This window comes from Gardnerella sp. KA00243 (assembly GCF_049244105.1).
Taxonomy (GTDB): Bacteria; Actinomycetota; Actinomycetes; order Actinomycetales; family Bifidobacteriaceae; genus Bifidobacterium; species Bifidobacterium leopoldii.
In genome coordinates, this window is sequence record NZ_CP058375.1 from 1,168,010 (window position 1) to 1,181,334 (window position 13,325).

11 protein-coding genes are annotated in these 13,325 nt (G+C 36.9%); 4 read left to right on the top strand and 7 right to left on the bottom strand.

Going from position 1 to position 13,325, the window contains the following annotated elements; genetic code table 11:
* Nucleotides 1–71: 71 nt before the first annotated feature.
* From HXT50_RS04415 to dnaA, 7 genes are all read right to left on the bottom strand, one after another.
* Nucleotides 72–641, bottom strand: a complete 570-nt coding sequence (locus HXT50_RS04415; RefSeq protein ID WP_407645754.1) for a DUF3566 domain-containing protein — start codon at nucleotides 639–641, stop codon at nucleotides 72–74.
* Between the two features lie 245 nt (nucleotides 642–886).
* Nucleotides 887–3,517, bottom strand: a complete 2,631-nt coding sequence (gene gyrA, locus HXT50_RS04420; RefSeq protein ID WP_004106095.1) for a DNA gyrase subunit A — start codon at nucleotides 3,515–3,517, stop codon at nucleotides 887–889.
* A 69-nt stretch (nucleotides 3,518–3,586) separates the two neighbouring features.
* Complete coding sequence (gene gyrB, locus HXT50_RS04425; RefSeq protein WP_004106076.1) at nucleotides 3,587–5,662, bottom strand: DNA topoisomerase (ATP-hydrolyzing) subunit B; 2,076 nt, start codon at nucleotides 5,660–5,662, stop codon at nucleotides 3,587–3,589.
* A 181-nt stretch (nucleotides 5,663–5,843) separates the two neighbouring features.
* Entirely contained in the window at nucleotides 5,844–6,311 is a 468-nt protein-coding gene (locus HXT50_RS04430; protein WP_004106074.1) for a DUF721 domain-containing protein, read from the bottom strand.
* On the bottom strand, nucleotides 6,311–7,612 hold the full coding sequence (recF, locus tag HXT50_RS04435; protein WP_004119711.1) for a DNA replication/repair protein RecF: 1,302 nt from the start codon (nucleotides 7,610–7,612) through the stop codon (nucleotides 6,311–6,313). Before recF ends, HXT50_RS04430 begins: the two co-directional genes overlap by 1 nt.
* Nucleotides 7,613–7,710: 98 nt before the next feature.
* Nucleotides 7,711–8,835, bottom strand: a complete 1,125-nt coding sequence (gene dnaN, locus HXT50_RS04440) for a DNA polymerase III subunit beta (RefSeq protein ID WP_004106071.1) — start codon at nucleotides 8,833–8,835, stop codon at nucleotides 7,711–7,713.
* A 429-nt stretch (nucleotides 8,836–9,264) separates the two neighbouring features.
* Nucleotides 9,265–10,839 (bottom strand): chromosomal replication initiator protein DnaA, encoded by a 1,575-nt coding sequence (dnaA, locus tag HXT50_RS04445; protein ID WP_421777145.1) that lies wholly within the window; start codon nucleotides 10,837–10,839, stop codon nucleotides 9,265–9,267.
* Nucleotides 10,840–11,268: 429 nt separating this feature from the next.
* Between dnaA and rpmH the strand changes: the two genes are divergently transcribed.
* Genes rpmH through yidC form a run of 4 tightly spaced genes read left to right on the top strand, consistent with a single transcriptional unit; the run spans nucleotide 11,269 to nucleotide 13,294 of the window.
* Complete coding sequence (gene rpmH / locus HXT50_RS04450) at nucleotides 11,269–11,403, top strand: 50S ribosomal protein L34 (protein ID WP_004106067.1); 135 nt, start codon at nucleotides 11,269–11,271, stop codon at nucleotides 11,401–11,403.
* 21 nt (nucleotides 11,404–11,424) lie between these two features.
* Nucleotides 11,425–11,922, top strand: a complete 498-nt coding sequence (gene rnpA, locus HXT50_RS04455) for a ribonuclease P protein component (protein WP_004119708.1) — start codon at nucleotides 11,425–11,427, stop codon at nucleotides 11,920–11,922.
* Between the two features lie 38 nt (nucleotides 11,923–11,960).
* Nucleotides 11,961–12,281 (top strand): membrane protein insertion efficiency factor YidD, encoded by a 321-nt coding sequence (gene yidD, locus HXT50_RS04460; protein WP_004119706.1) that lies wholly within the window; start codon nucleotides 11,961–11,963, stop codon nucleotides 12,279–12,281.
* Nucleotides 12,281–13,294: a membrane protein insertase YidC gene (gene yidC, locus HXT50_RS04465; RefSeq protein ID WP_004106059.1), complete on the top strand. Its 1,014-nt coding sequence runs from the start codon at nucleotides 12,281–12,283 to the stop codon at nucleotides 13,292–13,294. Before yidD ends, yidC begins: the two co-directional genes overlap by 1 nt.
* Nucleotides 13,295–13,325 lie beyond the last annotated feature (31 nt).

Here is a 13,325-nt window from a genome sequence, read left to right on the forward strand (position 1 = left end):
TATAAAAAATTCCCACTGCTTCGTAGTAAACAGTGGGAATTTTATTATCCAAAACTAAATTATTCACACTATCAGTCGTCACCTAAAGTAATGTGAATTCCTCCAACTAATGAACCAACAACGTTATATAGAAGGGCAATTATTGCAGATAATACGGTTATTATAATTATTTCTACAATTGAAAAAATAGTCACAGCACTTAATACTGTTGGGAGCGAGAACACATCTGCAAGATTAAAACCGTTACTATCCAAACCAGTAGAAGAAACAATCTGCGTTACTTGATCAAATACACCAATCATATTCAAGAACAACCACACTAAACCTGCAGCAATAACTTGAATAATTCCTCCTGCAACACTTAGAAGGAATGTTACTTTTGCTACAGACCATGCATCTACTCTTACTAAAGAAAGACTCATACGACGAGCACGCGGAACACGTCCTGATTTTGTTGCGTTTGTTTTATTGGAAATAGATGAAGCAACGCCACCAATTGTACGACGATACGTATTGGAACTACCACTAACACGTCCAGAAGATGATGAATTTTTAACAATATTTCCTAAAGAAGAATTACCAGATACTTCATCAAAATTATTTTCTTCACTTGAATAATTAGCTTCCTTAGAAGGAACCATTTTTTCTGCAGATAATTCTGTGTCATTAGACAAAAATCTTGCAGATTCCTCATTCATATTCATCGGATTTTGCGATGGCTCAAAATTTTCGCTCATCTCAGTGTTCCTTCTCTTATTAATTTGCTTATAATCAGTGCCATTATACCAATGAGAGTACCAATAAAAACAGACTAGAACAGTTTTTATTAGTACTCTCAAATTTTTAAGAAATAATATTATTAATATTATTCCGTATAAGAAGTTTCTTAAGCTTCCTCATTTTCTGAAGTAGCTTCTTTTTCTTCTAATTGATTTTCTTCGTCATCCGTTTCTTCATTACGGGCAATAGAAATAATTTCATCGCCTTTATCCGGCTTAGCTAAGGTTACGCCTTGAGTTGTTCTACCAGTACGCTTCACTTCGTTAACGTCAGAACGAATTACCTTACCGGACTTCATAATTGCCATTACTTGATCTGTTTCTTCAACAATCAAAGCTCCAACTAATGAACCACGACCCTCTGCAAGTTGAACAGCTTTAACACCGTAGCCGTTTCTTCCTTGCAAACGATACTCTTCAATAGCAGTTCGCTTAGCAAAACCTTCATTAGTAACAACAAGAAGATCTTTACTAGTTTCTGCTGCAACAACGTCCATATCAAGTAATTCGTCACCTTCACGGAATCTCATACCCTGAACGCCGGCAGTCTGACGACCCATTGGTCGAAGTTGTTCATCATCTGCTCTAAACTTCAAACTCATTCCAAGCTTAGAAACAAGAATAATGTCGTCTTCTGAATTACACAAAGCTGCACCAATAAGCTCATCAACAGGTTCACCTGTTTCTTCATTTGCCATCAAACGTACAGCAATCAAACCGCCTTGACGTGGAGAATCATACTCTTGCAATGCAGTTTTCTTAACTTTTCCAGAACGAGTTGCCAATACCAAGTATTTAGCGACATCATAATTTGGAATTGATAACACTGCTTGAATTGTTTCTCCAGGAGCAAATTGCAACAAATTAGCAACATGCTGACCTTTAGAATCGCGAGATCCTTCTGGAAGTTCGTAGGCTTTCAGACGATAAACTCGACCACGATTAGTAAAGAAGAGCAACCAATTGTGTGTAGAAGTTAAGAAGAAGTGATCAACTACATCATCTTCACGAAGCTTTGCACCCTTAATACCTTTACCACCGCGGTGTTGAGCACGATACTCGTCTGCCTTAGTACGCTTAATATAACCTGCGCGAGTTACTGTTACAACAACGTTTTCTTCAGCAATAAGATCTTCAACATTCATTTCACCAGAGAATGGAAGAATCTTAGTTCTGCGATCATCACCATATTTTGCAACAATTTCATCCAGTTCATCGCCAACAATTTTGCGCTGACGTTCTGGGCTTGCCAAAATATCGTTGTAATCAGCAATTTTAATCATCAAATCTTCATGCTCGTCGAGAATCTTCTGACGTTCCAAAGCTGCAAGTCTACGAAGTTGCATTGCAAGAATGGCATCCGCTTGAACTTCATCAACATCAAGCAAATTCATTAAACCAGTACGAGCAGTTTCAACATCTTTAGATGAACGAATTAAAGCCACAACTTCATCAATCATATCCAAAGCTTTCAAATAGCCTTGCAAAATATGATCTCGCTCTTCAGCTTCACGCTTTAAGTAACGTGTACGCCTATCAATTACTTCAAGCTGATGGGTTACCCAATGACGAATAAACGCATCCAAGCTCAAAGTTCTAGGAACACCATCAACCAAAGCAAGCATATTTGCGCCGAAAGTTTGCTGCAATTGCGAATGCTTATACAAGTTATTTAAAACAACTTTTGGAACAGCATCGCGCTTAAGAACAAGAACCAAACGCTGACCAGTACGGCCAGACGTTTCGTCGCGCATATCTGCAATACCTTGAATTTTGCCATCTCGTACAGCTTCACGAATAGAAGCAGCTAAGCGATCAGGATTAACTTGGTATGGAAGCTCGGTAACAACCAAGCACATACGTCCCTTAATTTCCTCAGTATTAACTACTGCTCGCATTGTAATTAAGCCACGACCTGTACGATAGGCTTGCTCAATTCCCTTATGACCTAAGATTGTTGCTCCAGTAGGGAAATCAGGTCCTTTAATTCGCTGAATTAAAGCTTCAAGAAGTTCTTCCTTGCTTGCATCAGGATGATCCAACGCCCAGTGCACACCATCAGCCACTTCACGCATATTATGAGGTGGAATATTGGTTGCCATACCAACAGCAATACCAGCAGAACCATTAACTAAAAGATTCGGGAAACGAGCTGGCAAAACCGTAGGCTCTTGAGTTTTACCATCATAATTTGGCAGGAAATCAACGGTATCTTTATCGATATCTCGTACCATTTCCATAGCCAACGGTGCCATACGGCATTCCGTATAACGCATTGCTGCTGCAGGATCATCACCAGGAGAACCAAAGTTTCCTTGACCATCAACAAGCATATAGCGCATTGACCAAGACTGAGCCATACGCACTAAAGTGTCATAGATAGCAGAATCACCATGAGGGTGATACTTACCCATAACATCACCGACAACGCGAGAACACTTGTTATATCCGCGATCAGGCCTGTATCCTCCATCATACATTGCATAAATAACACGACGGTGAACAGGCTTTAAACCATCACGAACATCTGGTAAAGCACGCTCAACAATAACAGATAATGCGTAAGCTAAATAAGATTCGCGCATTTCCTGCTGCAAATCCATGTTCTTTACGCGAGCACCCTTCATTAAGCCATAATCAGTATTATCTGCTTCCTGAGGGCTCTGTGGTTCCATAGAACCATCTGGAAGCTGATCTCGCTCAGCATCATCACGAGCGGAATTTATTTCGTCTACCACTTCAATTCCTTCTTAATCTTATAAAAATTAAAGTTTTTTCTTTTTATCTTTTCGAATAAATTAATACTTTTAAGCGTCAATAAACCTTGCATCATGAGCATTTCTTTGAATAAAGAGTCTACGAGGCTCTACTTCATCGCCCATAAGCATAGAGAATGTTTCATCAGCTCGAGCAGCATCTTCAATATGAATTTGCTTCAAAATACGATGTTCAGGATCCATTGTTGTTTCCCACAACTCCTGATAACTCATCTCACCCAAGCCCTTGTATCGCTGAATACCTTCACCTTTAGGAAGTTGACGACCAGCAGCTTTACCTTCTGCCAAAACTCTGTCTCGCTCAGCATCCGTATAAACAAAGTCATGTGCTCCCTTGCTCCACTTCAAACGGTACAAAGGTGGCATAGCAACATAAACGTATCCTGCAGTAATCATAGGACGCATATAGCGGAAGAATAGTGTCAAATTCAAAGTAGCAATATGAGCGCCGTCGACATCAGCATCAGCCATAATAATGACTTTGTGATATCGAACCTTGCTTAAATCGAAGTCTTCTCCATAACCACCACCAACAGCAGTAATTAAGGATTCAATAGTTTCAGACTTCATCATTCTGTCAATTGAAGCGCGTTCAGTATTCAAAATCTTACCGCGCAAAGGCAAAATTGCTTGCGTAATAGGATCGCGACCTTGAATTGCTGAGCCACCTGCAGAATCACCCTCGACTATGAATAATTCACATTCCTCAGGATTACTTGACTGGCAATCCTTCAACTTATCTGGCATTCCAGCAGTTTCAAAAATAGACTTGCGACGAGTATTTTCGCGAGCTTTTTTAGCAGCAAGTCGAGCACGAGAAGCTTCTATAGCTTTTTGAATAATATTTTTTGCTTCATTTGGATGAGCATCAAACCAATCTCCAAGCTTTTCAGTCATAACTCTTTGTACAAAAGTCTTAGCTTCAGAATTTCCAAGCTTTGTTTTAGTCTGACCTTCAAACTGTGGAGTTGTAAGCTTTACTGAAACAACTGCTGTTAAGCCTTCGCGAACGTCATCACCAGAAAGATTAGTATCTTTCTCTTTTAAAATATTCTTTTCGCGAGCATAACGATTAACTAAAGTAGTAAGCGCTGCACGGAATCCTTCTTCGTGAGTACCGCCTTCAGTAGTTGAAATAGTATTAGCAAAAGTGTGAACTGCTTCAGAATAAGCAACAGTCCATTGCATAGCAATTTCCGCAGAAATACCAATTTCAAGATCTTCAGCCTCAAAGTCAATAACATCTGGCTCTACTGGAACAGCTTTTCGAGATTTAACTAAGTAATCAACATAGTCTTTAATACCATGCTCATACTGGTAGCTTACACTTCTATGCTTTTCTTCACTAGAAGATTCAGAATCACCTGCAACTTCATCTCCAGCTTCATCTGGCTTACGTAAATCAGTTAAAGAAATCTTCAAACCCTTATTTAAGAAAGCCATCTGTTGGAAGCGAGAACGCAAGGTTTCAAAATCATAAACTGTTGTTTCAAAAATTGTTCCGTCTGGCCAGAAAGTCACAGAAGTTCCAGTAGATTCTCCTTCTGCCATTGGCTCACCTTTTGCCAAAGGAGCAGTTGGATGCTGATCAACATAAGTTTGAGTCCAGTGGAATCCTTGACGACGAACCTCAATTTCTACACGAGTAGAAAGTGCATTAACAACAGAAATACCTACACCGTGTAAACCACCGGAAACAGCATAACCGCCGCCACCAAACTTACCGCCAGCGTGAAGCTTAGTCATAACTGTTTCAACACCAGAAACACCTTCGCCTGGCACTTCATCTACTGGGATACCTCGACCATCGTCGACAACACGAATAGCATTATCAGGCAAAATTGTTACTTCAATATGCGAAGCATATCCTGCCAAAGCTTCATCAACAGAATTATCAACAATTTCATAAACCAAATGATGCAATCCACGAGGACCAGTAGAACCAATATACATACCTGGTCTAATACGAACTGCCTCTAATCCTTCTAGAACGCGAAGGTCACTCGCATCATAATGTTCAGGAGCAAGTGAATCATCGAGTTGAGCATCATCAAGTTTATGCTCTTCGACGGCATTATCCATCGAATTATCTTCCGTGTTTGCCACTTTAGGTCCCTTCACAAATTGCCTCATATCAAAAGGCATTTATAGAGCCAACACATGCTAGAAAGCACATAAAAGGGGATTCTAGCGTTTTAGCCATAATACATGACATTCTACACACATACTATGACCTCTCTTCAGAAAGAGGCATTTTTACTATTTTTAAAAAAATATAATACTATTATTAAAATTTATTTCTTAAAAATCCTAATCCACTCGTTGTTGGACCAATAACTTTAATTTCTTTTATTTCAATATTTTCAAGGTTATTATTAATTTTTTCTTTTAATTGTGGAATTAAATAAGAAAGTTGAGTTGCCCAAACTGTTGATTGAGCACGAACAATAAGCACACCATTTACAACTTGACTTATTTCACAATGTTTTGCAATACTTTCCCCTACTACTTTATGCCAAGAAGAACGTAATTTTGCTATAGAAAGTTGACTATTCCAGTTACTTGTAGAAGCAAAATTTTTTAAAATACCACAGAATGATTTAGGATCTCTACCAGGTTTTCCAAAATTTTCCCAAGCTTGTTCTGCAATTTTTTCACGATTATTTTCGCGTTCAGCTTTTTTATTAATAGGATCAAAAATAATTGCAGGTAATTTTCGAGTATCAATTTTTAAAAGAATATTAACAGGAATCATTATTTTTCCTCCTGCTTATTTTTTCTTTGTTCTATTACATCAAGCAAAATATTATTATGCTCTTCACTGAAATTATTAATTTCATTATTTTTTTCTAATAGTTCTCCAATATTTATAAGATTTGTTTTTTTAATATATTCTTTATTAGGAATGTCGCTAAGAGAAGAAGTAGTAATAAAAACTTGACCTTGATTAAGTGCAAAATTTAATATTCTTATGCGCCTATTTTCATCAAGTTGTGCAAATACATCATCGAGAATAACAATAGGTTTATTATTATTTTTTTCTTCTAAGGCCTTGCATAATGCCATTTTTGAAGCTATTGCAATTGTCCAAGATTCACCATTCGAAGCAAAATCTTTAGCAGAAATATTATTAATAACAAAGTCAATATCATCACGATGAGGGCCAATAAGATTGCATCCTCTAGCTAGTTCTCCCTCATAAATACGTTGAAAATGCTCACTTATTTTAGAAAAAAGCTCGTTTTTATTTTCAACATTTTCCTCACTATTTTTTTCAAATAATACTTCTTCAAAAGAAGGAACATATATTATTCCCGTATTCTCTTCATTAGTAAAAGATTTAATTATATTTTTGAAATATTTATTAATAATTTGCACAGTTTCTTGTCGTGCTTTTGTTAAGTTAATACCACTTTCAATAAATTTACCAGTCCAAATTTCTAATCCGGATAATGAAACTGTCTGATTTTTGTATGAATAATCTCTAATATTTTTTAACAGTGCAGCACGCTGTTTAGAAATATGTTTAAATTCTTGCAATAGTTGCACATAATTTGGTACTAACAAAGATCCAGCTTGATCGATAAAAGTACGCCTAACATTAGGATCACCAATTATAAGAAATTGGTCTCTTGGAGTAAAAGAAACTATTGGCAATAATCCAATAATGTCTTTAACATATAATGCTTTACCAGAATTTATATGTGCTCTATTAGAACCTTTTAAGTAAAGGTCTATTTCATAAGTTGTTTTATCTAAATTACTTTCTAAAGATGAAATATTATTTAAATCAGTATTTGTTTCATCTTTTTTATAATTTATTTCGTTATTAATTGTATTTATTCTTATTATTGATTTTTCATAGCCCTTTTTAATAAGAGGCAATGTTGAAGATGTTCTGTGACTTATTCCAGTACCAGTAACTTCTAATGCTTCTACAATATTGGTTTTCCCTAAACCATTATTGCCATATATAACATTTATTCCAGGTTTAAAATCACAAATTATATGGTTCCAAGAACGAAATGTATCAAGGGCAATTCGCGAAATATACATTGCTTAATTACCCTTTCTTAATAGTTTTAAAAGAAAAATGCGATATTACATTGTACATCAAAAAATAATCTAAAATACAATGCAATATCGCAACAATATTAATTATTAAAACGCATAGGAACAAGCAAATAGCGATAATCTGTTGATTCATCACCATCTGATTCCTGCTGACCATTAAATTCAACAGGTTTTACAGCTGTTGCCATTTTCATATGAACAAATGGCTCTGGAATAGCTCCTAAACCTTCAAGTAAATAGTTTGGATTAAAGGCAACAGTTATGTCTTCTCCATCCATATCGATATCAAGTACTTCTTTTGCTTGTGATTCGTCAGCAGTACCAGCACTCAAAGTTAACTCCTGATTTGAAAAAATCATTCGAATAGGAGCATTTCTTTCGGCGACTAAAGATACTCGCTTAATTGCATTTATCAATAATTGTTTATTAATAATTGCGTGAATAGGATATTCATCTACAAATAGTCGATCTACAGAAGGGAATTCTCCATCAATTATTTGTGAAGTACTTGTACGACCGGAATTTTCAAAACCTAAAAGTGACTTATCTTCCTCGTTAAAATGAATAATAACATTTTGATGATCGTCAAGAGAATGAGCAATATCTCTTAGTAATGACCCACGAGTAAGAGTGGTTGAATGAATGTCATTATGTTCTGGTGTCCACTTAAAAGTAGATCTAGATAGACGGAATCTATCAGTAGAAGTCATAGTAACGGTGTCATCTTCAAATTGGATCCTAATTCCAGTTAAGACCGGTCTATTTTCTTCTCTAGATGTAGAAACAGATGCTTGGTTTACAGCTTGAATAAATGTTGGTGCATCAACCTGACCTAATTTATTAGGCAATTTAGGCAAATCAGGATATTCTCCAAGAGGCATAAGTTGCAGAGTAAATGTTGATTTTCCGGAAGTAATAGTCAAAGTATTATTTTCAGATTTTAGATAAGTTTTTTCTGCAGGAAGAGACTTAGTAATATCTGCCATCAATTTGCCTAGAATAAGTATGCTTCCCTCTTCGTCAACACCAGCTTCAATGTGATGGCAGCTAGAAATTTGATAGTTGAATGCAGAAAGTTGCAATGTGCCATTTGCTGCTTCAATCTTTAAGCCTGCAAGAATAGGGTTTGCAGGGCGTGCGTCAATTACGCGTGTAGTCCAAGCTACAGCATCAGCAAATGATGCAGAGTTGACTTCTACTTTCATGCTTCCTCTTTTCTGTAAAGTCTGCATTTATTCTACAGTATGATGTTGCCTATAAAAAATATTTTTAAATGATTACATTGCTTTTGCAATTGTTATTTTTCTTATTAAGTAAGTAATAAATAAAAGCAGTAATAAAGACTGTGTATATGTGGAAAAGTGGTTAAAAATCGCTTTTTAAAAGACTTATTAACAATTAAAAGATGTGGATAACGCAAGAACAACAATGTGGATAAGTAGGCAACTTATCCACAGCTTTTTCTATTTTTTAAAGTTTCCACATTTTTAAATGCCTTATAAACAACTTAATAACATTTTTAAGCGGCGTTTTCCACGAGTTATGCTCAGCTTTTACCCACATTTGTTATTAAGTATGTGGATAACTTTTTATAAACTTTTAAACATTTCTTCATAAATATGTGGAAAATAAGTTTACTTTCTACGCTCAACAGGATTTTGTTTTAAACGAACAGTTAATTCCATGACGTAGTTATAAATTTCTTGCTTTTCTTGCATCTCGCCACTTACTCGAGTATAAGCATGCATAACTGTAGTATGATCCCTACCGCCAAAAACTTCGCCAATATCAACCAAACTCATGCTTGTCATTTCTCTTGCAAGATACATTGCAATTTGACGAGCGAGTGCAACATTCTTTGTGCGCTGACGACCAACAAGTTCATCAAAAGTCATGTGGAAATACTGAGCTACTTGACTAATGATGTCAGTTGGTCTTACTTCAATATCTGTAGCAAAGAAATCTTGTAATGCTTGTTCAGCTAAAGCTTTACTAACAGGCTGATTACTTAAAGATGCTACAGCAGTAACGCGTGTCAATGCACCTTCAAGTTCACGAATATTTTCCGTAAAACGTTCAGCAATTAAATCAAGTACGTCACTTGGAACATTACAGTGATTCATTGATGCCATCATTCTCAGAATTGCAATACGCGTTTCCAAATCTGGCGGTTTAATATCAACCGTAAGACCTGATTCAAATCTGGAAATTAAGCGTGCTTCAAATCCCTTCAGATTTTTTGGCGCAACATCTGAAGCTATAACTATTCGCTTATTTGCTTGATATAAAGAATTAAAAGTATGGAAGAATTGTTCAAGTGTTGCTTCTTTTCCACCAAGGAACTGAATATCGTCAATAAGAAGAACATCTACTTCACGATATCGCCTATTAAAATCAGCAATTTGACCTTGACTTTGATTTGGTGTTTGAAGAGCTTCAATAAATTCATTAGTGAATTCCTCACTTGTTACATAACGAACTTTAAGTGAAGAATCTTTTACTAAAGCATAATTGCCAATTGCATTAAGCAAGTGAGTTTTGCCAAGACCGGAGCCACCATAAATACATAAAGGATTAAAATCTCTGCCGGAACCCTCTGCGACTGCCAAAGCTACAGTTCTTGCAAAACGATTTGAATCGCCAGGCACAAAAGTATCAAAAGTTGCGCACGTATTTAAATGTGTAATTGCATCGCGTTGAACAGAGACAGGCATTTTTTGCTGTGCAGCCTGTTCAGTAGAAATATCAGTTTGTTGAAGAGTAGATATTCCAGTTGCATGATCAAAATCTGGTTGTACAGGAGATACATCATTAGCTGTAACTGATGGCAAATCATTAGATGCTGAAACTGAAATATTATCAACAGGTAAAGCTGCATTATCAGTTACTGCTTTATTTAAAATCGTATTGTTCTGTGCTTGATGAGATAAAGAATTTGAAGGACTTTGTGCAGTTTTTTCCTGATATTCAGATTGAGGAACAATCCTAAAAGCAGGAAACATATCTTTACCAGTGCAAATCTTTAATGCTGTAAGTAGAGGAGAATTTAATTCATTTTGCAAAGCTTGTTGCGTTGCAGCATTAGATACACACAAAACAATGGTTGTACCAAAGATTGCTTCTGGTTTAACACCTTCAAACCAACCTTTATCGCGCGCAGTTAAAAGGGCATTATGCTGTAAAACAGTAAGCGTATTAGACCATACCAAAGCAGCTTGCGATGTAGGATCGCCTAATGTATCAGCCATTTCACCCCCCAAACTTGCATTTAGCGCATGTATATAATGCTGATTCTGTTTACGAGCGCACGTGTGTAATAAGTATCAGTAAGATATGTTTACTCTGACCCTACGAAGTTATCCACAGTCTAGCGTGTTGAAATTGTTTAATTGTGAATAACATGTGTGTAATTTGTGGATAAGTTTAAAGCTGAGATTTGGCTATTTTTCAACGATTCTGCGTGTATAATAAATTGTAATAGAAATGTGAATAAATCATTTTTATTTATATTTGACTATGTTGATTCTTTAATAAGAAAATGTGGAGTTTTGAACATTGGTGAGGGGTAATAGTATTTTGGTATAGCTTGACTCATACGGGGCCATGCTTTTGCATGGCTGAATACAGGAGCATTAGTTATGAAGAGGACATTTCAGCCGAATAATCGTCGTCGTCACATGAAGCACGGCTTCCGCGTTCGCATGCGTACGCGTGCAGGTCGCGCAGTAATCAATCGTCGTCGTGCCAAGGGCCGCAAGTCACTGTCTGCCTGAGTTAAGGTAGCGTCGTAAGGCATGGAAAGGCTGAAAAGCCACCGTGATTTTGTTGCGGTGCTAAAAAAACGGCGCAAGGTGAGTTCCCGGGATATCGTCGCGCATTACATTATGCGTGACGATATAGCCGTGCAGAGCACACTTAACGAAGATAGAAGTGCAAGTTTAGATTATATTGCCACGGGTTTTGAAAGTGATACTCCCGCGGCATTTTCTGGTACCTTCTTACATGATCAAAAATTTGAACATGTAAAGAGGCTAGGTCTTGCTGTATCTAAATCAGTGGGGAAAGCTGTAGTTCGCAATAAGGTAAAAAGACGTCTACGAGTAATCGCAAAAAATTATGAATCTTTATTACCTGCAGGTTGTGATGTGGTGCTAAGAGCAAAACCTTCTGCAGCTCAATCTTCATTTGATTCATTACAATGCCAGATACAAAAGCTTTTTGGCAAAATTAGTGCAGATTTATGTTCTACACAAAATTGCAAAATGCATGAGAATAATCAGAATCAAGGATAATTGAAATATATTATTTTGAGTAAATGGTGGTTATTGTTATGCGTAGTAAAAAAAGTTTAAGCTCTAAGTTTGTAATTAGTGCAATTAGATGGTATCAGCGCACGATTTCTGCAAATAGACCAGCTTGCTGTAGATACTATCCTACGTGTTCGCGTTATGCTATTGAAGCAATTGCTAGATATGGCACGTTCAGAGGTGGTATTCTTGCATTATTACGCCTTCTACGCTGTAGACCTTGGACAAGCTGCAGTATTGATGATGTGCCACGCAAATATTCAATTTTTTACAGATGTGCTTGGTCTAAGGCACATGAAGAGCCACGGCTAACTCCCTTGGCTGAAGAAGACAAGGAAAACTAATGTTTAATCAAGATAACTTCATACTTGATAATGGATTCTTGGGATGGTTTTATAAAATCTTGACGCCAGTTGAGTGGCTTATGACTCAAATTATGTCATTATTCCACAAGTTATTAACTCTTCTTGGAATGAATGAAATTGGCTTTTCATGGGTTTTTTCCATCGTATTCTTGGTATTAGTTGTGCATGCGTGCATTTTCCCTGCATTTATTAAAAGCATTAAAGGCATGCGCAAAATGCAAGCTATTGCGCCTAAGGTTAAGAAAATACAGCAGAAATATAAAGGTAAAAATGACCCTGCAAGTAAAGAAGCTATGCAGCGTGAAATGATGAAGCTTTATCAAGATAACAAAGCTAATCCTGCTGGTTCGTGCTTGCCTATGATGATTCAGGGTCCTGCATTTATGAGTATTTGGTATACGCTTTCCGTTATTCCTTTTATTGCTCGTGGTAAGCATGCAGCTCTTGGTGCCTTTGATATTGCAACAGCACAGCAATTCGTTAAAACTCGCGTATTTGGGGTTGGTGTTGCAGATACTTTTATGACAACTGCTGGCGCAGGTAAAATTGTTATAGTTATATTTGTTGTACTTATGTGTGCTGCAATGTGGTACATGCAATTCAATAATATTCGTAAGAATCTTCCGCCTGAGTCTAAGCAGGGTAGCCAATATACTGTACAAAAGCTCATGATGTGGGGATTCCCGTTGATTTACGTTTTCTCTGCGTTTGCTATGCCGTTTGCAATGTTGGTTTACTGGTTAGTAAACAATGTTATAAATATGCTGCGTTCAATTTGGCAGGTTTATGCATTCCCAACTCCTGGATCTCCTGCAGCTGAAGAAAAAGAAAAGCGTGATTATCAAAAAGAAACTGCTCGGCGCGAGCGCGAAGGTTTGCCTTCTATTGAAGAAGAGAATCTTCAAAAAGCTCGTGAAGAAGCTGAGCGTAGAGAGATTGAGGGATTCCAACGCAAGCAGCCGCAACGTAAGCGTAAGGTGGCAAAGCGCTAATATTTAGATACATTTTGCGGATATATAAAGT